At 72.2% G+C, this 20,583-nt stretch carries 17 protein-coding genes and 1 tRNA gene; 9 read left to right on the top strand and 9 right to left on the bottom strand.

The window, feature by feature from the left end; genetic code table 11:
• Window positions 1–95: 95 nt before the first annotated feature.
• The 4 genes from WMF29_RS03125 to WMF29_RS03110 all read right to left on the bottom strand — a co-directional run bounded on the left by WMF29_RS03125 (window position 96) and on the right by WMF29_RS03110 (window position 7,645).
• Complete coding sequence (locus WMF29_RS03125) at window positions 96–1,976, bottom strand: protein kinase domain-containing protein (RefSeq protein WP_437327409.1); 1,881 nt, start codon at window positions 1,974–1,976, stop codon at window positions 96–98.
• A gap of 96 nt (window positions 1,977–2,072) precedes the next feature.
• Entirely contained in the window at window positions 2,073–4,052 is a 1,980-nt protein-coding gene (locus tag WMF29_RS03120) for a globin family protein (RefSeq protein ID WP_437327408.1), read from the bottom strand.
• A 1,005-nt stretch (window positions 4,053–5,057) separates the two neighbouring features.
• Window positions 5,058–5,134 (bottom strand) — tRNA-Met (locus WMF29_RS03115).
• 159 nt (window positions 5,135–5,293) lie between these two features.
• Window positions 5,294–7,645, bottom strand: a complete 2,352-nt coding sequence (locus WMF29_RS03110) for an ATP-binding domain-containing protein (RefSeq protein ID WP_437327407.1) — start codon at window positions 7,643–7,645, stop codon at window positions 5,294–5,296.
• 327 nt (window positions 7,646–7,972) lie between these two features.
• Here WMF29_RS03110 and WMF29_RS03105 point away from each other — a divergent pair, with 327 nt between their 5' ends.
• On the top strand, window positions 7,973–8,479 hold the full coding sequence (locus WMF29_RS03105; RefSeq protein WP_437327406.1) for a hypothetical protein: 507 nt from the start codon (window positions 7,973–7,975) through the stop codon (window positions 8,477–8,479).
• A 150-nt stretch (window positions 8,480–8,629) separates the two neighbouring features.
• Window positions 8,630–9,724 carry a GHMP family kinase ATP-binding protein gene (locus tag WMF29_RS03100; RefSeq protein WP_437327405.1) on the top strand — a complete coding sequence of 365 codons (1,095 nt, stop codon included), beginning with the start codon at window positions 8,630–8,632 and terminating at the stop codon, window positions 9,722–9,724.
• Between the two features lie 68 nt (window positions 9,725–9,792).
• Here the strand turns inward: WMF29_RS03100 and WMF29_RS03095 are convergent, their stop codons facing one another.
• Together WMF29_RS03095 and WMF29_RS03090 are read right to left on the bottom strand one after the other, a co-directional pair.
• Complete coding sequence (locus tag WMF29_RS03095; RefSeq protein ID WP_437327404.1) at window positions 9,793–10,935, bottom strand: D-alanine--D-alanine ligase family protein; 1,143 nt, start codon at window positions 10,933–10,935, stop codon at window positions 9,793–9,795.
• A 61-nt stretch (window positions 10,936–10,996) separates the two neighbouring features.
• Window positions 10,997–11,329, bottom strand: a complete 333-nt coding sequence (locus tag WMF29_RS03090) for a hypothetical protein (protein WP_437327403.1) — start codon at window positions 11,327–11,329, stop codon at window positions 10,997–10,999.
• A gap of 287 nt (window positions 11,330–11,616) precedes the next feature.
• On the opposite strand from WMF29_RS03090, the gene WMF29_RS03085 reads away from it, so the two are divergent.
• The gene (locus tag WMF29_RS03085; RefSeq protein WP_437327402.1) at window positions 11,617–11,880 is read left to right on the top strand and encodes a hypothetical protein; all 264 of its coding nucleotides are present in this window, start codon (window positions 11,617–11,619) and stop codon (window positions 11,878–11,880) included.
• A gap of 102 nt (window positions 11,881–11,982) precedes the next feature.
• On the opposite strand, the gene WMF29_RS03080 is transcribed toward WMF29_RS03085, so the two are convergent.
• Entirely contained in the window at window positions 11,983–12,414 is a 432-nt protein-coding gene (locus tag WMF29_RS03080) for a DUF6968 family protein (RefSeq protein WP_437327401.1), read from the bottom strand.
• An 800-nt stretch (window positions 12,415–13,214) separates the two neighbouring features.
• Between WMF29_RS03080 and WMF29_RS03075 the strand changes: the two genes are divergently transcribed.
• From WMF29_RS03075 to WMF29_RS03065, 3 genes are all read left to right on the top strand, one after another.
• Complete coding sequence (locus tag WMF29_RS03075) at window positions 13,215–13,493, top strand: hypothetical protein (protein WP_437327400.1); 279 nt, start codon at window positions 13,215–13,217, stop codon at window positions 13,491–13,493.
• 177 nt (window positions 13,494–13,670) lie between these two features.
• Window positions 13,671–14,087: a PAAR domain-containing protein gene (locus tag WMF29_RS03070; protein WP_437327399.1), complete on the top strand. Its 417-nt coding sequence runs from the start codon at window positions 13,671–13,673 to the stop codon at window positions 14,085–14,087.
• Between the two features lie 10 nt (window positions 14,088–14,097).
• Window positions 14,098–15,876: a hypothetical protein gene (locus WMF29_RS03065; protein ID WP_437327398.1), complete on the top strand. Its 1,779-nt coding sequence runs from the start codon at window positions 14,098–14,100 to the stop codon at window positions 15,874–15,876.
• 53 nt (window positions 15,877–15,929) lie between these two features.
• On the opposite strand, the gene WMF29_RS03060 is transcribed toward WMF29_RS03065, so the two are convergent.
• Entirely contained in the window at window positions 15,930–17,294 is a 1,365-nt protein-coding gene (locus tag WMF29_RS03060; RefSeq protein ID WP_437327397.1) for a retroviral-like aspartic protease family protein, read from the bottom strand.
• Between the two features lie 65 nt (window positions 17,295–17,359).
• Window positions 17,360–18,343 carry a hypothetical protein gene (locus WMF29_RS03055; RefSeq protein WP_437327396.1) on the bottom strand — a complete coding sequence of 328 codons (984 nt, stop codon included), beginning with the start codon at window positions 18,341–18,343 and terminating at the stop codon, window positions 17,360–17,362.
• Between the two features lie 209 nt (window positions 18,344–18,552).
• Here WMF29_RS03055 and WMF29_RS03050 point away from each other — a divergent pair, with 209 nt between their 5' ends.
• Genes WMF29_RS03050 through WMF29_RS03040 form a run of 3 tightly spaced genes read left to right on the top strand, consistent with a single transcriptional unit; the run spans window position 18,553 to window position 20,548 of the window.
• Entirely contained in the window at window positions 18,553–19,098 is a 546-nt protein-coding gene (locus WMF29_RS03050; RefSeq protein ID WP_272097656.1) for an RNA polymerase sigma factor, read from the top strand.
• A complete protein-coding gene (locus WMF29_RS03045; protein ID WP_437327395.1) occupies window positions 19,098–19,844 on the top strand; it encodes a tetratricopeptide repeat protein in 747 nt (248 codons plus the stop codon). Before WMF29_RS03050 ends, WMF29_RS03045 begins: the two co-directional genes overlap by 1 nt.
• Window positions 19,841–20,548 carry a hypothetical protein gene (locus WMF29_RS03040; RefSeq protein WP_437327394.1) on the top strand — a complete coding sequence of 236 codons (708 nt, stop codon included), beginning with the start codon at window positions 19,841–19,843 and terminating at the stop codon, window positions 20,546–20,548. Before WMF29_RS03045 ends, WMF29_RS03040 begins: the two co-directional genes overlap by 4 nt.
• Window positions 20,549–20,583 lie beyond the last annotated feature (35 nt).

Here is a 20,583-nt window from a genome sequence, read left to right as displayed (position 1 = left end):
GCGAGGATGCGGGGGATTGTCCGGCGCGCGAGCGCGTGGAGATTGCCCCGTTCACGACGGCTCCGGCCGCGCCTGACGACGCGCCAGAGGCGCGCTCAGCCCCGGATCAGGTTCGTTGCCGCCTCGGCGGTGAGATAGCTCTTGCTCTTCATTCCCAGGCGGATGGACGACAGGCTCACGTCGGTCTCGCCCTGGAGCGCGGCGATCGTCAGCGCGTTGTGGCAGTAGATGTTGATGAGCTTCGGGCTGCCGCCGCTCCGCGCGTGCAGCAGCTGCTGCGACGCGAGGTCCAGCTGGAGCCCCCGCCGGCTCCCTCCGACCGAACGCATCCGGAAATCGATGTATTCGATCATCTCCTGCTGCGTCATGCCGGGCAAGAGGAGCGACTGAGCGCCTGAGTAGAGCTCGCGCGGCACGCCGTTGGAGGCGAGGGTCGCGGGGAGATCGGGGGAGCCCACCAGGATCATCGAGAGCTTGCCCGCCGGGGCGCAGCGCAGGATGTCATGGAGCTCCATCAGGAGATCGTGGTCCTCCGGATCGACGCCGTCGACGACCAGGACGGCGATCGCGTCCGACCCGGCGCGGAGGAGCGCTTGCCCGAGGAACGCGTCGACGAGGAACTGCTGGCTCAGCGTCGGTGAGATGGCCGACGCCCCCACCTGCCTGCACAGCGACACGAGCGGCCGCGTCCCGAAGAGCAGCTGCGGCTCGATCGAGAAGACATGGATCCGCGGGACCTTGTTCTTGATCATCTCACAGACGAAGGTCCGGCCGCTCCCCGGCTCGCCCACGAGGATCGCCGGGCGCTGCCCGGCGACGATCTGCGACGCCAGCGTCCTCAGGATCCAGGCGTAAGGGCCTGCGTCCCAGAAGAAGCTCGGCTGCCGGATGTCGCTGAACGGATAGCCGGTCAGCCCGAAATGATCGCGGTAGCTGTACTGGCCGGTGAAGTGCCCGACGGCGGTCGAGCTGTTCACCAGGATCGTGCCCGTCGGCGTCGCGAGCGTGCCCCTCGGCGGCGCCGGGAGCTCGCTGATCCTCGTATCGGCGAGATCCATGGGGGCGCCGAGCAGCGCGCTCTTCGACTCCGACATCTCTCGCGGCCTGACGCTGCTGCGCCGGAGCATCAGCATGTCCTCGAGGAACGCAACGATGTGCCCGGCCGACGGCCGCTCCTGCGGCCGCTTCGCCATGCAGCGGCGCAAGAGCTCCGCGAGGAGCGGATCGATGTCCGGCATCGCCAGCTTCGGATCCGGGACGGGCGCGTGGCAGTGCGCCTGGAAGCAGCCAGCGAGATCCCGCGCCGAGAAGGGCGTCCTGCCCACGAGCAGGTGGTAGAACGTGCAGCCGAGGCTGTAGATGTCCGACGGAGGCGCGATGTCCTGCCCGGTCCATTGCTCCGGGCTCATGTAGAACGGCGTGCCCTCCAGCGTTCGGGCGGAGCTGCTGCCGAGCGGGCCGCTCTCCGGATGGGACGCCAGGCCGAAGTCGGCGATCTTGAGCGTCCCCGACGCATTGAGGAGGAGGTTGGCGGGCTTGACGTCGCGGTGCGAGATGCCGAACGACGCCGCGAGCTCGAGCGCCGCCGCGGCCTCGCGCATCTTCTCGATCCCGAACTGCTCCGGCAGGCGGCCGCCGTGCTGCTTGGCCGCCTGCGCCATGGTGAGGCCATGGACGTACTCCATGGCGATGTAGCGGACGTCCTCGTCCTCGCCGACCTGGAAGATCTGCACCACGTTCGGGTGGAGGAGGCGCGCCGCGGCGCGCGCCTCGCGCAGGAAGCGGTCGCGCCGCTCGGGATCGGTGTCCGCGCTCCCCTTCGCGATCAGCTTCACCGCGACGTCGCGCTGGAGCACGCTGTCCCTGGCCAGGTACACGGCGCCCATCGCGCCGATGCCGAGCAGCTGGATCAGCTGGAATGGTCCCAGCCACTGTCCCGCCAGGTGGGTCAGCGTACTCGCAGGCTCCGCGATCATCGGACTCTCATTCCCATCTTGCCATCAAACCCCAGCGCTCGCCGGGCGAATGTGTCGGCGCCAGCGCACGGCCCGCTCACGACCCGCCGGTGGAGCTCACAGCTGCCCCGCGCCGGGCCCCGCGTCGCTCCGGGCCCGACCCCGCCCCAGGATGTGTCCCATCGTGAACGCGGAGAGGACGAGGACCGTGACGATGATCGGCACGGCGTAGGTCGCGAGGGACGCGATGTTGGGCGCCGCGCCCGCGCCGGCCGCTGCGCCCACGCCCGCCGCAGCCTTGTCGGCGCCGCCCACCGTCATCAGGATGGCCGTGGCCATCGAGGCGGCGATCGAGAGCAGGGCGATCGCGAGCCCCGCGGCGAGGCCGCTCGGGCCTGTCGCCTCCAGCACGACAGGCGCCGCGGGCGACGCGATCGACGGCGAAGCGACCGGGACCGTCACCAGCGGACCGTCCAGCTTGACATGGACGTTGACGACCATGTCCTGGCCGGCCCACGGGATGACGAGCCCCTGCGGGCCCGCGCTCGCGGCGGCAGGGGGCGCCGCGGATGCCGGGCGCGCTCCTGCCCGGGACTCCTCATGGTTGATACCGCTGTTCATCAGGGCCTCATGGGCGGGGTTGGTCTGGTAGTGAAGCGTGTCGGCGTCCTCGTCGAGGGGGCCCGGGCGCCTCTTCGCCGGCATCACCTCCGTGACGCTCGACGGCGCCGGCGCGCGCTGCTCGGACAGGGGAGGCCGCTGCGCGGGCGCCCGCTCCCGCGCGGGCGCGGCGTCGGCCTTGCGAGCGCCCCCGCTCGCGACGTGATCTGCGGCCGCCTTCTTCATGACGTCCGCGATCACGCCGTAGACCTCGGTCCACGCCGACTCGACGTCGCGCGTGAAGCCGTCGCCCAGCCCTTCGCGCAGCGTCCAGAGCAGCGCCTCGCCCACCACGTCGTAATGGCGATCGACCACCATGTAGCCGTGGTGCCGCACGCCGAGCGCCTGGAGCACCGGCACGAGCCTGCCCAGGTTGTTCAGCCCATCGACGGCCACGGCGAGCGTCTGCATGAGCTTCTTCTTCTGCTCGGCTATGTCGTTCTTGAACAGCGGCCGCACCGACGGATCGAGCTCGAAGAGGCGGTCGTAGAAGAGCGCCGCCGCGGCGTCCGAGATGGGCATCACCTTCGCCCACGATCGCTGCACGAGCTCGATGGTGCGCAGGCTGATCGGCGCGCCCGCGGGCGGGCCCGCGGGCGCGGGCGCGGGCGGCGGCGGGTCGCCCTGCCAGGGCGGCACGACCCCGACGAGCGTCCGCGAGGCCTTGGTCGACGACGGCGGCGGCACCGACTTCGGCAGCTGCACCGCCTGCTCCACGGGCGCCGAGCGCTGCGCCGGCTGCGACGCGCCGATCCGCGGGGCGTCCCTCCCGGCCGGCACCGGCGAGGGGTGCGCCGGCGCGGCGCCCACGGCCGCGTGCGCCGCGGCGGCCTTCTTCATGACGTCCGCGACCAGGCCGTAGACCTCTTTCCACGCGGACTCGACGTCGGCCGAGAAGGAGTCGCCGAGCCCCTCGCGCAGCGTCCAGAGCAGCGCCTCGCCCACCACGTCGTAATGGCGATCGACGACCATATAGCCCTGGTGCCGGACGCCGAGGCCCTGGAGCACCGGCACGAGCTTGGGCAGGTTGTTCAGCCCATCGACGGCCACGGCGAGCGTCTGCATGAGCTTCTTCTTCTGCTCGGCCATATCGTTCTTGAACAGCGGCCGCACCGACGGTTCGAGCGTGAACAACCGCTCATAGAACAGCGCCGCCGCGGCGTCCGAGATGGGCATCACCTTCGCCCAGGACCACTGCACGAGCTCGATGGTGCGCTGGCTCAGGAGCTCCGGCGGCTGCGCGCTGCGCGCTTTGTTGAGGAACTCGGGCGCGCCGTAGGCCCCCGGCCCTCGCTGGGTGGCAGGCCCCGTGGAGGGCAACGCACGCGCCGCGGGCGCGGGCGCGCTGGCGCTGCGTTGCGGCTTGGCAGCATCCCCCGGCGTCGCGGCGCCGCGCGTGTTGGTCGAGGGTGCGAAGGGATCGTTCGGTTTGGCCATCGTGGTTGTCCGCTGGAGGTTACCGGGAATGCGCCGGTGAGGTGCGCGCCGCGGCGCGCGTGTTCAGAGCACAGGAGCCGCCTCTATCGCCATCCTACATCACGGGGCCGGCGCCTGCCTACGGCGCGGCGAGAGGGCTGCGCCGCCGGCGCGAGGCGCCCGTGGAAGCGCGGGCACCATGTCGACCAGCGCTCGAGCAGCGCGCAACGAACGCGCTCGACCAGCGCGCAACGAACGCGCACAGATCGCGGCGACCGTGCCCGGCGTGCGGCTGGACGACGAGCGGACCGAGGCCGGGGACGTGGTGCTGGCGAACCGCACCGGTGCGGGCCGCGTAGCGCTGCGCACTTTCCGAGCGACATCGGCCCGGCCGGAGCCACTTATACAACCCGCAACGCGCGCAACGGGCGCGGCCGCGAAACGACGGGTGGCGGGCGGCCCACCCGCGACAGGTCCGACCGGACCGGATCGCCCGCGGGCCCGACCGCGGCCACCTCCTCCCGAAGGATGCCGTGAAAAGGAGCGGCCTCGGCACCTCTACACCGCGAATCACCAGCTGATGGAATCAGCTCTCCCCAGCACATCTCGCGCGCTCCGCGCCACGCGCTCGCCGCCGACGGACAGGGCATCGGAGCGACAGCGCGCCGGAGCCGCAGAGAGCGATTGAGTCCGCGCCATCGACGCTGGGTGTTCCAGAAGGGGTGAGCCTCTTATCGTCCTTGCGCTCGCCCCGCTCCGTGTCGCCGGGCTCCGAGGGAACGACTGGGACCCAGGGCGCGCGACGCCGCCGGATCGACCAGGACCTCTCCCGAGAGGCGCACCAGGCGAGCAGGCAAAGCGAGCGACGAGCAGCGCTCGCCTGGAGGGGCCGGACAGCCGAATCGCTCAGGCCGCCTCTCCGGCATCACGCTCGGCGCCAGCGGACGGACTCTGAAAACGAAAAACGCGAGGTGGCCTGTTCCGGCCAATCCTCGCGTCCTCTTGTTGCTTTTGCTGCTTGGGTCGTGGTTGCGCGGGCAGGATTTGAACCTACGACCTTCGGGTTATGAGCCCGACGAGCTACCAGGCTGCTCCACCGCGCGAGAGGGAATCTACTCACGGCCTCGCTCCGGTCAAGGATTCTCTCACGGCCCGGTGTCGATTGTGTCCATTCCCCTTTCAAGGGCTTCCGAGGCCTGCCGAGGGCGGCACACCTCGGCTCGCCCGAGCGGTGCTCCTCCCCTCCCCCTCCCCCCTCCCCGTCAGCCCAGCCAGTCCGGCACGAGCGGCGACGGCGCCGCCGTCGAGATCACCCAGAGCTGGTGCGCCGCGCGGGTCGCCCCGATGTGGAGCAGGTGCCGCGACTCGTCGTCCGCCGAGTAGGTCGACGCGTTCACGTCGACCAGCACCACGTAGTCGTACTCGAGGCCCTTCACCTGCCGGACCTCCGTCACCTCGACGCCGGGGCGGAACGCGAACTCGTAGGCGCGCACGCGCCGGAGGTTCGGGATCTCCGCCATCCGGAGGGCGTCGTAGTAGACGTCCGCCTGCTCGGGGTGGCGCGCCAGGATCGCCAGCGTCGCGCGGGGCTCCCGCGCGAACAGCGGGCGGATCGCGTCCGCCAGGAACGCGACGGCCGCGCCGGCGCTCGGGAAATGGTGGTGCTCGACCGGCGCCCCGCTGCGCGGGGCCAGGGGCGGCGTCGGATCCGCCAGCGGGCCCAGCACCGCGCGGGCGAACGCGAGCACCTCGCGCGTCGAGCGGTACGCGATGCGCAGCGGCTCGACGTCGACCCGCGACAGGCCGAGGTCGTCGAGCGTCGCCCGCCAGTCGCGGAAGCCGGAGTCCATGAAGAGCCGCTGCGCCGTGTCGCCCGCCAGCGTCACGCTCCGCGGCTCGGCCACGACGCCGAGCAGCACCGCGAGGTCGATCGGCGCGAGATCCTGCGCCTCGTCCACGAAGAGGTGCTCGTAGACGAGCACGTTCTTCCCCTTGCGGAGCTCGCCCCGGAGCAGCTGGTACGCCCGCAGGAGGAGCGCGTCGTCCTCGGGGTCGAGCACCGCGCGGTCGTCGCTCGAGACCTCGCGCCCGTCCCCGCCCCGGTCGTCGTCGTCGTCCGCGGGCTCGTCGGCCATCGCCGCCTTGCGCTCGGCGCGGTCGCCGGGGTCGAGATCGAGCACGGCGGGGCAGCGGTCCGCGCACCAGCGCCACGCGCGCTTGACCTGCTCCGGGCCGAACTCGGGGTCGCCCGCCGCCTCGAACGCGGCCATCACCCGGTCGAGATCGGTGAGCACGTCCGCCCAGAACGCGAGGGTGCCGCGCGAGTCGCGCCGCGCCCGCGCGTCGTCCTTGAGCTCCGCCGCGCGCTGCTCGAGGAGGTGGAGCATCGCCGGGTGGGTCTTGTAGCGGGTCACGACCGAGGGCGTGTTCTCCTCGACCGGCGCCTCGAGCCACGGGAACGCGCGCTTCCGGGCCGCGCGCGCCCACTCGGAGAACGTCTCGACCGCGATGCCGCCCAGGCCCAGCGCGGGGAGCGCCTCGCTGATGTACGCGCGGAGCGCGGGGCTGCCGACGATGACGAGCATCTTGTCGGCGGTGAACCGGCGCCCTCCGTTGTAGGAAAGGAAGGCGAGCCGGTGGACGCCGATCGTCGTCTTGCCGCTGCCGGCGCCGCCCTGGATGACCACGATCCCGGCGTCCGGCTTCGAGATGAGCTCGAACTGCCGCGGGTCGAGGAGCGCCGCGATCTCCGGCAGGTGCCGGTCCTCGCGGGCGTGGAACGCCGCCCCCGTCCCGAGCCCGCCGCGCGCGCCGCCCGCCGCCGCGCGCGCGATGTCGCGCATGTCCTCGGGGCGCACCGCGCTGCCCTGCCCGCCGGAGAGCTCGGTCGCCCGCGTCGCGATCTCGCGGAAGCCGCCCGAGGGCCCGCGCACGAGCGTCCCCTGCGGCGCCGAGATGCGATAGAGCTCGCCGTCGTCGATGGTCACGGTGCGCCGCACGAGCACAGTGCCCTCGACGTCGCGCTCGCCGAAGGTCTCCTCGTACTCCGCGCCCTCCTCGTAGCGGTAGTAGATCTGGCTGACCGGAGCGTGGCGCCAGTCGACGATCCGCACGCCCGCGCTCGCGTCGACGAGCGTCGTGCGCCCGATGAGGACGTCGCGCTCGGGGCGGCCCTTCTCCCGGAGGCGCAGGTGGCCGAAGTAGGGAGACTTCGGATCGACGGGCTCGACGACGTTCTCGTTCCGCCGCGCGGCGATCCCTTGCAGCCGCTCCATCTGCTGCACGAGCGCCGGCACGTCCTCCAGCCGCGCCGCCGCGATCTGATCGCGGAGCGAGAGGAGCTGCTCCTCGTAGTTCTCGGCGGGCGGCGGGCGCGACGGCTTGGTCGCGGCGGTGGCGAGGTGCGCGGTGACGCGGGCGAGCAGCGCCTCCTCCTCGCGGACGATCGCCGCGCCGCGCTCGCTCAGCCCGGCGCCGGGCGCGCCGTCGGTCGGCGTGGGCGACGTGGGCGGCGCAGGCGGCGCGGGCCGGGCGGACGTCGTGACGGTGGCCGAGGACGGCGCGGTGGACTGCTCTCGGGTGTGCGTGGGGCTCGTAGAACGATTCGCGGTCACGGGGATGCCGATGCGATGGAGGATGAGGTGACAGGCTGAGCCGGAGCGTCAGCACGCCAGACATCCGTCGCGGCCCGTTGACGCAGGAGGGTCGGACCTATTGACCGATCCGGCTCAGCTCCGCAACCGCCGCGTGGGGCCCCCGACGCTATCAGCGTCTGAGCGCATTTCGGCGCGCCTCGACGGGGCGGTTCGCGCCTCGGCGGGCCGCCGCGCGCCACGCGAGCGCCCTCGGTGCGTAACGTGCCCCGCGTCCGAGGGTGGATCCGCCGCGGGCGGTGGCGTTCTGGATTGAGGTCACGTGGGCGGACGCCGTACAAGGCAGCGATGCAAAACTGCGCGACCCGGTCCGACCGGCTCCTCGAGCTGATCCTCTTCTCGCTGCGCGATCGCGGGGCGCTCTGCGCGCTGGTCCTCGCCGCCTACCGGGTCGAGCTGACCAGCCTGCTCGACCGTGTCTCCTCGGGCTCGATCGGGGACGATGACGACGATCGGGAGGTCGCGCCGCACGCCCGGGGGGATCGCGCCGGCGGATCCCCGGCGCGCGCCCGCGCAGAGGGGCGCCGGACGGAGGCCCGGATCAGCGAGGAGGACGCGTTCCTCATCTACGATCTCGCCGGGTGCATCGCCGACGCGGCGGGCGCGGCCCGCCTCCCGGTCGTCCGCCGCGACGCGCTCGCCCTCCGGGAGAAGGCGGCCGAGGTGCACGCCGGCGGCGAGCGCGCTGAGCGGGACATGTTCGCGGCCGGGCTCAGGGTCATCGACCGGATCCTCGACGCGGCCCGCGCGCAGCCCTCGCCGCGGACCGAGCCCGCGAGCAAGGACCTGAACTGAACGGAACCGGGGGGGACCGAGCGGGAGCGTGCACGCCGGGCGCTCCATCGATGGCCTGCTCCCTGCACGGGGTGCCGCCGCGGGGCGCTCCGCCTCGGTCCCTGGGGCGCGCTCGCGCCCCGGCGGGTCGCGCTCGCGCCGAAGGACAGCATGAGCATCCCCTGCGCCGGCTCCCTCTCCGCGCCGCGAACGCTGCGAAGCCCGCTGTGGCGCGCGGCCTCGAGCGCGCCGATGCGCGTCTCCTTCGCCGGGGGTGGCAGCGACCTGCCCGGCATCGCCCGACAGGACGGCGGGCGCGTCGTGGGCGCTGCGATCGATCTGCGCGTGCGCGTGATCGTGGAGCCGTTCGATCGAGGCTGGGTGCGGCTCGAGCTCGCCGCGCGCGGCGAGGGACGGGCGGAGCCGCACCCGACCGAGGGCGCCGGCGCCGCCGGAGGGGGGCGCGTCCTCCTGCGGCGCCGCGCGGATCCTCCGCGCGACGATGTCGCCTTCCGCCTGATCGAGGCGACGCTCTCCGCGGCGGGCGTGGGCGACGGGGTCGCCCTGCGGGTCGAGAGCGAGACGTCGCCCGGGGCCGGCCTGGGCGGCAGCGCGTCGGTGGCGGTGGCGGCGCTCTTCGCGCTGCGCGCCTCGATCGGAGAGGCCGTCGCGCCCGAGGATCTGGCGCGCGAGGCGGTCGCGATCGAGCGCGAGCGCCTGTGCAACGCGTGCGGCGCGCAGGATCAGGTGTTCGCTGCGTTCGGGGGGCTGCTCGATCTCGCCTTCGACGCCGGCGGCTGCTCGGGGGTGCGGCCGCTCGCGATCGGCTGTCCGGACCTCGTGCCCGCGCTCTCGGCGGGGCTGCTGCTCGTGGACACGGAGGTGCGGCGCGTGTCGGGCGAGGTGCTGGACCGGATGGACTCGGGCTCGGCGTGCGACGCGAAGGGCGAGCTCGTGGCGGCGGCCGGCGAGGTCGCGCGCGGCTTCGAGCTCGGCTCGCTCTCGCTGGTGCTCTCGGGCATGCGCCGGGGCGCGGCCGCGAAGCTGCGCCTCTCGAGGGCGGCGAGCGCGATCGCGCTCTCGCTGGAGCGGCGGCTCGACGGCCTCGGGGTCGAGGTCCTCCGGATGTGCGGCGCAGGCGGCGGCGGCCACATCCTCCTGTGGGCGCCCGCCGAGCGCCACGCGCGCATCCTCGAGGCGCTCGGCCCGTCCCTCGTGCGGCGGCCCGCGCTCGGCGCCCCCGGCGTGCGGCTCGACGGGGGCTGACGCGGGCGGACGCGCGCCGCGGCGCTAGGCGCTCGTCCTGAGGCGGGATTTCCGGGCGCCGCGCGCCGCTAGGCGCTCGTCCTGAGGCGGGCCTTCCGCGCGCCGCGCTCGAGCGCGAGCGCGATGAGGCGCTCGATCAGCTCGCGCGCGGGGATGCCGCTCGCCTCCCAGAGCTTCGGGTACATCGAGATCGCCGTGAAGCCAGGGATGGTGTTGATCTCGTTCACGTAGAGCGCGCGATCGGGCGAGAGGAAGAGGTCGACGCGGGCCATCCCCGACGCCTCCAGCGCGCGGAACGCGCGGAGCGCGACCAGCTGCACGGCGTTCGCCTCGGCCGGGGAGAGGTCGGCCGGGATCCGGATCGTGGCGCCGTCGGCGTCGATGTACTTCGCGGCGTAGGAGTAGAAGCCGTCGGCGTGCCCGACCACGATCTCGCCGGGCACGGAGGCGATGGGGTCGTCGTCGCCGAGCACGGAGCACTCGATCTCGCGCACGCCCTCGATGCCCTGCTCGCAGACGATCTTCAGGTCGAACTCGAAGGCGTGCTCGACGGCCGCCTCGATCTCGGAGCGCGCCTTGACGCGCCGGACGCCGACGGACGACCCGAGGTTCGCGGGCTTGACGAAGATCGGCCCGAAGCCGGCGCCGCCGGCGGCGGAGAGGGCGGCGATCTGCTCGATGCACGCGCCGCGATCGCGGTCCCACGCGGCCCGGCGGAGGGTGACGTGGGGCACGATGGGGATCTCCGCCTCGCGGAGCAGGCGCTTCATCACGTCCTTGTCCATCCCCACGGCGGAGCCGAGCACGCCGGAGCCGACGTACGGGACCCCGGCGAGCTCGAGGAGGCCCTGGACGCAGCCGTCCTCGCCCGTAGGCCCGTGCAGGACGGGGAAGACCACGTCGATCGGGGAGCGCGCGCCGCCCGGCACGGTCAGCGTCGCCTCGCCGGCGGGCCCGGGGTGGGCGTCGAGGGCGATCTCCGGCATGGCCTCGTTGAGCCGGGCGAGGCGTGGGTCGCGCGCGGCGCTGAGGAGCAGCGCCTCTTCCTGGAGCAGCCAGCGGCCGGACTTGTCGATGCCGATGAGCACCGGCTCGAAGCGGTCGCGGTCGAGCGCCTCGACGACGAAGCGGGCGGACAGGAGGGAGATCTCGTGCTCGGCCGAGCGGCCGCCGAAGAGGACGGCGACGCGCACCTTGGCGGGGTTCCGCATGGCGGCACCCTAGCCGCGATCGCGCACGAGGGCGAAGAAGCCGGCGGATCGAGGAAGACGGCTACTCGGAGAGGACGCGGAACGACTTGCGGACCGTCGCCATCGCCACGCGCGCGATGTGGCCGTCGGCGAGCTCGACGTCGACGGCGGTGAGCTGGCCCTGGCGCTCGATCAGCCTGGCCACGCTCACCCTGGATCCCCGGGCGACCTCGGCGCGCGCGACCTTCACGTCCGAGAGCGCCTCCAGCTGGACGCCGACGGCGATGCCGCTCGCCACCTTCGCCGACGTCTCCTCGCTCGCCCCGGCCGCTCCGGCGGGGACGACCACGGCGAGCGCCGCGACGACCGCAACGATGAGGCCGCCCGTCGTGCTCCTTCGACTGCAGGTGAGCATCGCGCCCGATTCTACGCGGAAGGAGAGCGATGTCACCTGCGTTTCACCAGATCTGGCGGTCCGTCCAGGAAGCCCTCCGCGACGACATCGAGCGCGCCTGTCGGCACGGAACGCAGAGCCGCATCGTCCCCATGGATGGCGCGTGCCCCAGGAGCGGGCGCCCCGAGCAGGGAGCTCAGCGCGCTCTCGCCGCAGCCGCCCCGGCGAGTTCCGCGACGCGGCGTCGAGCTCGGCAAGAAGGGTCCCAATCTGCGGACCTCGCTCGTGTCCGATAAAGGCGAGGAGACATGATGAAACCGCGATCGCTTATTTCAGTCACAGCCGCGCTGCTGTTTCTCGGCGTCTCGATCCCCGAGGCCGTTGCGGAGGACAAGACACCGGCCAAGCAAGAGAATTACAGTTATACGTTCACCGACGATCTGCTGGATGCCTCGAACAGCTCAGCGACCGGCGCCATGCTCCAGGTCCGACAGCCCGGGCGTCGCGACAGGCTGCTCCGGCCGAGGCTCCACTTCATCCCGGAGATGCTCAAGTCGGTCGAAACGATGTGATGGGGCGCGCAGCCTCCTCGACGGAGGAGGAGCCGACGAGGAAAGGATCGCACAGCGGTCGATCGGCCCCGCCCACGGGACGGAGCGGGCACCGCGCCGAAGCTAGGCTCCGGTCGATTTCCGGCGCCGCTCGCGCACCTCGCCGAGCTTGAGCACGATCTCGTGCATCCTGCGTTGCTCACTCTCCACCATCTGCTCGAGCTCGCGCTGAAACCATACGCCGAGCGTGCTCTCGATCGGGCGCGGGAGCCCCAGATCGCCCGGCTCCTCGGTCATCCACAGGAGCTGCAGCCCGGAGGCCTCCAGCTGGTTGCGCGCGTACTGCATCGCGAGCTGGATCGCCTGCACACCGTCGATCCCGTACACGCACTTGCTGCATCCGTCGTCCAGGCCCTCGAAGACGACGGGACACGCCCAGTCCACCCCAGGAGGGCTCACCTCGAATGGCCGCCCAATCTTCAAGATGATTTCTCGCCCAGGCTGACCTTCCACGCTGTAGCGACGCTCCGCGATCGGCGAATCCTTCTCATCCATGCGATGAGGCTAGTACGAGAACTCGACCGTGCACTACACGAGCCAGCCAAGGGAGCTGGCATGCACATTTTCCCAGCACCGGCGGCGCCTGTTCCGTGGCTGCGCTCGGCAGAACTCCTCCCTGGCTTCGTACGAAGCAAGCGCGAGCGCCTTGCAGAGCTCCAAGTCGCCGCGTTCGCCTGCGAGCGATTCGGTGGAGGCGGTCGATTCGGCCTCGATCGCTCCTTCGGTCGTGGCGGCAGCGTCCGTCTCATCGCTTGAGGTAACCACGCACGCGGAGAGGCACACTGTCAGACCAGCGACCATGCACGTGCTTCGCATACCCCTTGCGCCCTGCGACATTCGCGCCAGCCTGCTGCGCCTTCTCGGACAAAGGCCAAGGATTCCACGGGGCGCCTGCCGACGGCTTCGCAGCTGCCCCGAACCGCTTCGTCGCTGCCCATTTCGCCTCGCACTCCTGGCGCCGCCCCCTCGGGATCGCAAGATGTTCACGACAGACGTGAAGCATCGACACCCACCGGAATGGCCGCGGAGGCGATGCTCCCGAGCGTAACGTCTCCGAGATGCACGGAGCGCGCGAGATTGTCGCAGCCATGGACGTCGGCTCCCCTGGCGACAGCGATCGCCGTAGGCACGGACCGCGATGGACCGGGGCGATTCCGACAAGGAGGATCTTGAATGCCGCTCGCGGGCAGGACGGGACGTTGGTGATCCTCGGCCTGGCGCGAGACGCTCCCCGAGGAGGGAAGGCTGTGGAGGTCTGGGCTCTCCCGCGAGGCGGTGCCTGGATGCAGGTACCGATGCCCGTCGATCCAGAGGCGAAGGCCGCGTACGTGCCGGAAAGCGTCGCGGCGCGGTCGCTGTCCGAGATCTGGGTCGTGGGCGTTCACGAGAAGAGTGAAAAGGATCGTCGGCTCGCCCTCTTCCGCTCCCACCGCCTGACCGAGAGCGCGCCGGGCGCGAGCCCGACCCACGGCACCGGTAGCCAGCTCCGCAGAGAATTCGGTCGCCCAATGCATGATCACGTGCCGGCGATCCTTGCAAGCCGCCCCCTGGCTCCTGGTACACTGCACCACTGACCAGCAATCTCTTCGATTTGGCACCGGGCGGGCGACAGCGGAAGCGAGCAGGGACATGGCAGCACGAAGCGTACTATGCACTCTGGTGAACTCTACGGGCGAGCCGCTCACGTTCGTGGGCCCTCCTCAACTCGACCACGAAGTGCCGTAAGCGGCGCAGGATAGCTCGGAGAGAACATGCGATCGCAGCCCCCCAAGCCAGGCAAACCCGCCGCGAAGCAAGGCGACAAGGTCATCGGCATCGACACGCACCTGGTGATGGTGCCCTCGCCCAGCGGGCCTGTGCCCACGCCGACGCCGATGCCGTTCAGCGGGGATCTGTACGGCGAGCTGAGTGCGGACGTCCTCGTCGAGGGCAAGCCGGCCGCGGTCCAGGGGAGCACCGCAGCGAATGCGCCCGCGCACCTGCCCACTGGAGGTGCCTTTCAGCGTCCTCCGTCGAATCAGGCTCGGATCCAGGCGGGCAGCAAGACGGTGCTCATCAACAACAAGCCGGCCGCGCACCTGGGCGATCCGGCGCTGACCTGCAACGACCCGGCCGACGCGCCGAACGGAAGGGTGCTCGCGTCCGGCACCGTGCTGGTCGGCGAGTAGGGGCCGGGGGATGGCGGCAGCCACGAAGCCCGCATCGGGAGCGCAGGAAGCGAGCGGAGGGGTCTCGCTGGCGCGGTATGCGGCCGTTACGGCCGCGGTGACCGAGGGGTTCCCGCTCGCGGACGTGCTCGCAGTCGAGGGGCTGACGCCGCGTGCGTTCGCGCGGGCCGATCTCGCCTGGAAGCAGCGGCTGGTCGGAGAGCCGGAGCTGCTCGCGGCGTACGAGCTGGAGCTGGCGCAGGCGGAGGACTGGCTGGAGCGATCGGTCGAGCCGCTCGCAGAGGACGCGACCGCCTGGGCGAGCTTCCTCGCTGCCTTCGAGGCGCATCCGGCGCCGTTCGAGCTGCTGCACGGGAATGATCTGGGCATGAACGACGTCGCCCGGCTCCGCCGCCGCTGGGCGCGGCGCGCCGAGGAGGACGCGAAGCTCGGCGAGCTCCTCACGGAGCTTCGTGCGAAACCCGGGAAGCTTGGACCGCTCCGGGTCGGCTCCCGTGTGCTGAGGCCGTCGAGGATGGCCGACGCACGGGGAGGGGCGAACGCGCCCACAAACGATCCCACCGCGGCGGTGATGCCCAGCGGGCCCGGTCTGGGCCTGGCCGAGTACGCCGCCCTGTGCGCGGAGCTCGCGGCGCTGCCCGAGCAGCGCGAAGGGGCGTTGCAGCGCCACGGCTTGGGGGACGAGGCGGCGCTCGCCGCGCTTCATCGGGGCTGGCGGGCGGTGCTGGGGCGCGATCCGGTGCTGGCGAAGGACTTCGAGCGGCTGGAGGCGCACCACGCGCACCGGCTGGAGATGCTCCTCGCCCGGGCGCGGGACGTCGCTGACGTCGAGTGCTCGATCGCGCCTCGCGCCGCCTTGTCTGCGCCGTCCGCGCCGTCTTCCGGCGGCGCGGTGCCCCCGACTGCGCTGCAGGGCACGGGACCCCTGCTGGACGTGCCCCAAGCCGCGGTGGTCCCCTTCATGCCCGCGCAAGGCGCAATCTCGATCGGGAGGGCCGAACCGAAGCCTCCGCGCGCTGCGGAGTCGCTCACCGGCACGGCGCCCCTGCCCGACATTCCACGAGGGGCGGCGCTGCCATTCCCGCGGTCCACCGTATCGGCGGCGGTGAAGCCCCCGCCACCCGTGGTCGCGGAGACCAGGCCGCTCGTGGACGTCCCCCGCGGCCCAGCTCTGCCGTTCGCGCCCGAGGCATCGGCGGCTCCTGGGCCACCCGCGCAGATAGACCAGCCGCAGCGGCCACGGGCGCCCCGGGAGGTCGCGGAGACGTCACCGGTGCAGGCGCTCCCGCGAGCCCCGGCCATTCCCTTTGCCGCGACGGCTCCGGCGAGGCCTGCCGGAGCGCCGGCCTCATCGAAACGGGCTCCGCAGGCTCCGGCTCAGCTCGGAGAGACGTCCCTGAGCCTCGAGATCCCCCGTGAGCTGTTGAGGCAAACCGCGAGCGCGCAAGCTGCGGTGACCGGAGCCACCTCCCAGATCTCCACGACGCCGCCGTCTCCCGCGCCGTCGAGCAATGCTGGCACGAGCGGTCCAGCGCCCCTCGCCGAGCCGATCGACATCGTCCTGCCGCTCGCCCAGTACGCCGCGCTCTGCGCCGAGCTGTCCCTGTTCCCTGACGCGGCCGAGGAGATCTTCCGGCGATACGGGCTGAGCTCGGCCGAGAAGCGGTCAGCTGTCGATACAGCCTGGAAGGAGCGGCTCCGCGAGCGACCGACGGAGTACGCACGATGGCAGGAGATGTTCCGCCGGTGCCATGCGCACTTCGCGAAGCGCGGTAGGCCTGCGGGGTAATCCACATCGATCTCGCCATCGGGCTCGCCCGTTGCTCCGCGACACGGAGCCGCTCAGCGAGCCGGCGCGAGCCCCTCATGGGCCTGCGCCACCTCCTCGTCGCCTGCCTTCGCCGCCGCCGCGTCGTGGTCCGCTGCCGCCGCCCCGCCGTCATCCGCTGCTGCCGCCTCGTTTTCATCGCCCGCTGCCGCAGCGAGCGCCGTCTCCTCGGTCGACGGCGCCGCGCCGGTCGGCGGCGGCGAGAGCGTGGTTCCCTTCTCGGTCAGCTGCACGCGGAACCGGAGCAGGAACGACAGCCCCAGCACGCCCGCCACGCCGGGGAGGTCCTCCACGATGGCGAGCTTCACGCTCGGCGCGGAGGCGCCTTCCACCTCCAGCCGGCCGGCGACGGCGAGCTTCGCCTCCTGAAGGCCGCTCGGCGTCCACACCCACAGCCCACGCGGCCCGGCGGAGAGGCCGATCCGGTCCGCGAACGCCCTCTGCACAAGCACGTGGCTCACCATCGGATCGACGACGAAGACGCCCTTTTCCTTGCCGTCGATCGCTGCTTCGCCTCGAGCCAGGCGGTCCTCCCCACGCGGCAAGAGCGCCTGTCCGGTGACGGCGAGACGCTGACAGTCGGCCGAGGTGGCGAGCTGGCTCGCCATCTCCGTCACGGTGAAGCCAGACCACCCCACGAGCCGCGTCCCTTCATCGGCATTGTAATGGAAGAGCAGGACGAGCGGCGCGATGCTGTCGCACGGGCGGCGGAGATCCTGATAGACGCGCGCCAGGTGGACGGGCGCCCCCCGCTGGTACGGGCGGAGCGCGATGCATTGCTCGTAGTCGGCGGCCGCCTCCTCGAGCTTCCCCTGGCGCTCCCGCGACTCGGCGCGCCCGCAAAAGGCGTCCCCGTCGGCCGGGTTCTGCTCGAGCAGCCGCGTCGCCGCGCGCTCCGCCCCGGAGTACTCTCCGCGGCGGTTGTGGGCGGCGCGGATCTTCCAGAGCACCCTGGGCTCGTGGCCGCACGCCGCGAGGAACGCCTCGCTGCGCTCGATCACCTCGCGATCGCGATTGGCGCGACGGAGGAGCTCGGCCAGCGTGAGCATCAGGTCCTCCTCACAGGGGTTCGCCTCCAGCGCGCGCTCGGTCGCGGCGAGGCCCTCCGGCGGCATCCGCACGGCCGCGGCAGCGTGGATGTACGCCGCCGCGACGCCGCCCACCGCCGCGAGCAAGACCGCCGCGACGCCCGCGCTCCTGAGCGCGCGACCGCGCCGGATCGCTCGCTCGCAGCCAGGGCAGGCGACCCCGTGGGAAGCGGAGAAGGAGACACACACGTGGCAGACGGGAGCGCCGCAGCGCGCGCACTCCTCCGTCGAGGGGGCGAGACCATGAAAGCGGCAGCGCGGGCCTTCCTCGATACGAGTGCGATACGTCACCCTCATAAACTAGCATTGCTGGGGGAAGTCGGACGGGGAAGCGAACCGCCATGATGCATAGACGCCTACAGCACCCAGCTGCCGACGCCGCGGAGCGACACCAGCGCGCCGACCGGCGGCGACCTGTACGCGACCCCGACGCCATCCACCGAGAAATCATTGCGCCGGAGCGGCACCAGCGCGGCGGCACCGACCTCGAAGCCGAGCGGACCTGCCAGGCTCGCCAGCGACAGCTCGAACGGTATCGCCAGCCACGTCTTCTCGACGGCGTCGTTCCGCGTGAAGCCGCTCGCCGCCGCCTTCAGCCGGCCAGCGTGAACGCCGGAGCACACGTCGAAGCGCAGCACCCCAACGCCCGCGGCCGCGAAGCAAGCGCGCACGACGCCGCCGAACATCGTCTCGCGGAGCTCGCCCGGCCCGAGCTCCAGCGTCTGCGGGACGAGCCAGAGCGCGCCGATCGCCGCTCGAAATCGCGCACCGCCGACGCCGAGCTCCGCGGAGAGCGCGGGCGCGAAGGGACGCACCACGCCGACCAGGCCGGCAGCGCCCGCCGCCAGCGTGAGCCGCGTGGCGCCACGTTCGGACGTCGGTGCCTCGCGCTCGCCGCCGCCGGCGCCCGCTGGCGCGGGCCGCGCGACCAGCGGCCGCTCCGCCGAGGCGCTGGGCGAAGGCGCCGGCGCTGGAGGCGCGGGCGGCGGCGCGTCGCGCGCCTCGGCCCCGGGCCCCTGCGGGGACGACGCCTGCCCGTCGGAGTCGAGCAGCAGCGCGAGCGTCACCGCCGTCGCCTGCTCGAGCCCGGCGCAGCTGCGGCTGCGATCGCGCAGCTCGCGCGCGCCGCTCCCGCTGCGGATGGACGCGCGGAAGCCGTCGGCCTCCCGGGTGAACTCGACGACGTAGGCGCCGCTCGCACCCGTCTCCGGCCGGCCGCGCAGTTGCTCGACGCGCTCGATGAGGCGCGCCGCATCCGGGCAGCTCTCGGCGCCAGCGCCGCGCGTCACGCTCAGGAACGGCTCGGTCTGCGCCGCGGCGGTCCCCGAAGCCGCCAGCATCGCACCAAGAACCACGGGAAAAGCGCGACGCCTCCGCATCGGGACGACGCGAGGGTAACCGCCGCGCGGAGCACGCGCATTTTTTTGTGATCGTCTCGGGCCGGCAGCCCCACTAGGGGACCGAGTGGTATCGTCCCTGCACAATTCCGCGCTCGAGCTTGCGGCGTCGGCTCGTCTCGTTCGCTGACAGGTCACCGGGACGTTACGGCATGAGCACACCGGACCCCGAGTTTCGAGCCCTCTACGACGCGCACTTCAACTTCGTCTGGTGCTCGCTCAGGCGCCTCGGGGTGCGGGAAGCGGACGTGCTCGACCTGGCGCAGAAGGTGTTCTTGACCGCGCACTTCAAGCTCCCCGAGTTCGAGGGTCGTTCGCTCGTCACGACATGGCTCTTCGCCATCTGCCAGCGTGTTGCGAGCGACTACCGGCGCTCCGCGCGGTTCCGGCGCGAGGTCACGACGGACGCCGCGGAGATGGACCTCTACGGCGGCGCGTCCGAGGAGCTCGCGCTGAGCGCGGAGTCGCGGCAGCGCGCGCAGGCGGCGGAGGCCATCTTGAACAAGCTGCCGGAGCCGCAGCGCCTCGTGTTCGTCCTGTTCGAGCTCGAGGAGAAGTCGGGCCAGGAGATCGCGGATCTGCTGGGCATTTCCGTGGGCACCGTGCGCTCGCGCCTCCGCCTGGCGCGCGAGACCTTCTCGCGCGAGGTCAAGCGCCTCGCGCTGGCACAGGACACGAGCCGAAAGGAGGCCGTGTGATGGGGGATCCCGAACGGCTGCTGAGCGTCAAGAGCGGAGCGGACTCGCTCGAGCGGGAGCTCCTGGGGAGCGTGCGCCACGTGGGTCCGCCCGAGGGCGCGAAGGAGCGCGCATGGCGCGGCATCGCGGGCCAGCTGGCGGCGGGGACGGCCGTCGGGGCCACGGCCGGCGCCAGCGCCGCCGCTGCCACGAAGGCTGGAGTCGGTTCGCTGCTGCCGTCGGCGCTCTCGGTCAAGGCAGCGGCGGTGCTCGTGGGCGGCGGCCTGGTGCTCGGCGCAGGGTACTGGGCCCTCTCCTCCCCCGACGAGGCGCCTGCGCCGCCCCGCGCGGCGGCCCCGGAGCGCGCGCCTGCGGAGGTGCCGCAAACGCCGGCGCCGTCGACGGCGGAGATAAAGGCACTTCCGGAGCCGCCGCTCGATGTGCCCACCGCCGGAGAGCCGACCCGGAAGCCGAGCGGACCGAAGCCCACGGACACCGATCTGCTGCGCGCGGAGAGCGCGTTGCTCACGGAAGCGCGCGCCAAGCTGCGCTCCGGAGACGTGGCGGGAGCCACGGCGCTCCTCGAGCGCCTGCGCGCGCAGTTCCCGAACGGCGTGCTCCGGCAGGAGCGCGAGGTGCTGGCCATCGACGTGCTGGCCGCGCGCGGCAACACGCAGGAGGCGAAGCGGCGCGCTCAGGCGTTCGTCAAGCAGTATCCCAAGAGCCCCCACAGCGCGAAGCTAAGGCGGCTCCTGGATCAGCCGTGAAGCGCTGGTCGGCCGCTCTCATCATGGCGTTCGGCTGCCTTGCGGCCTCCGGGTGTGATGCGGAGATCACGTCGGTCGGGGCCTGGGCTCCTGTCGTGTCCGGATCTTCTTATCTCGAGGCGGAGCTCGGAGAGCTGAGCGGCGGCTTCACCGTGGGTGAAGACAGCCGCGCTTCCGAGGGCCGCTTCATCGCTCCCCCGGCCGGGGTGACCTCGGACGACGCGCCGGGGCTCGCGCGAGCGCGCTACCGCTTCGAGGCGCCGCGCGGGGCAGAGTACCTGATCTGGGGGCGGATCCACGCTCCGGGCGCCCTCAACAACCGCTTCTGGTTCCAGGTGGACAGCGGCCCCTGGTACCTCTGGCGCATCAGCGTCGGCGACATCTGGTTCTGGGACGATTTCCACGACAACACGAGCTATGGCGAGCCGCTCCGCTTCCCCCTCTCGGCCGGAGCTCACGAGCTCGTCCTCGCGAACGCCGTCGAGGACGTCGGGCTGGATCGGCTGTACTTCACGCCGGACGGCGACGAGCCTCCGGGCAACGACACGCCCTGCGATCCGCCGCATTCGATCGAGGTCGAAGGGAAATGCCTCCCGAGCTGCGGCGCCTTGAAGGGAACCGCGTGCGGCGACGTCCCGTGCGCCGGGCGCGAATTGCTCGAGGCCTACGATTGCTCCGTGTGCTGCAGCATCGAAGGACAGTGAGCCGGCGGCGCTCCCATCGGGTCGGAACTCGGCGA

Origin of the sequence: Sorangium sp. So ce381 (assembly GCF_051473845.1) — a bacterium.
GTDB classification, from domain to species: domain Bacteria; phylum Myxococcota_A; class Polyangia; order Polyangiales; family Polyangiaceae; genus Sorangium; species Sorangium atrum.
Note: the sequence above shows the minus strand (reverse complement) of the source record. Positions and strands in the feature narration are given on the sequence as shown.

Bases quoted from the DNA above. Each gene is read 5' to 3' on its own strand.
- WMF29_RS03090 (WP_437327403.1), bottom strand. From the start codon at position 11,329: ATGCTCACCTGCAGTCGAAGGAGCACGACGGGCGGCCTCATCGTTGCG.
- WMF29_RS03075 (WP_437327400.1), top strand. From the start codon at position 13,215: ATGCCCGTCGATCCAGAGGCGAAGGCCGCGTACGTGCCGGAAAGCGTC.
- WMF29_RS03120 (WP_437327408.1), bottom strand. From the start codon at position 4,052: ATGGCCAAACCGAACGATCCCTTCGCACCCTCGACCAACACGCGCGGC.
- WMF29_RS03100 (WP_437327405.1), top strand. From the start codon at position 8,630: ATGAGCATCCCCTGCGCCGGCTCCCTCTCCGCGCCGCGAACGCTGCGA.
- WMF29_RS03105 (WP_437327406.1), top strand. From the start codon at position 7,973: ATGCAAAACTGCGCGACCCGGTCCGACCGGCTCCTCGAGCTGATCCTC.
- WMF29_RS03080 (WP_437327401.1), bottom strand. From the start codon at position 12,414: ATGGATGAGAAGGATTCGCCGATCGCGGAGCGTCGCTACAGCGTGGAA.
- WMF29_RS03085 (WP_437327402.1), top strand. From the start codon at position 11,617: ATGATGAAACCGCGATCGCTTATTTCAGTCACAGCCGCGCTGCTGTTT.
- WMF29_RS03095 (WP_437327404.1), bottom strand. From the start codon at position 10,935: ATGCGGAACCCCGCCAAGGTGCGCGTCGCCGTCCTCTTCGGCGGCCGC.
- WMF29_RS03045 (WP_437327395.1), top strand. From the start codon at position 19,098: ATGGGGGATCCCGAACGGCTGCTGAGCGTCAAGAGCGGAGCGGACTCG.
- WMF29_RS03070 (WP_437327399.1), top strand. From the start codon at position 13,671: ATGCGATCGCAGCCCCCCAAGCCAGGCAAACCCGCCGCGAAGCAAGGC.
- WMF29_RS03055 (WP_437327396.1), bottom strand. From the start codon at position 18,343: ATGCTGGCGGCTTCGGGGACCGCCGCGGCGCAGACCGAGCCGTTCCTG.
- WMF29_RS03065 (WP_437327398.1), top strand. From the start codon at position 14,098: ATGGCGGCAGCCACGAAGCCCGCATCGGGAGCGCAGGAAGCGAGCGGA.
- WMF29_RS03050 (WP_272097656.1), top strand. From the start codon at position 18,553: ATGAGCACACCGGACCCCGAGTTTCGAGCCCTCTACGACGCGCACTTC.
- WMF29_RS03125 (WP_437327409.1), bottom strand. From the start codon at position 1,976: ATGATCGCGGAGCCTGCGAGTACGCTGACCCACCTGGCGGGACAGTGG.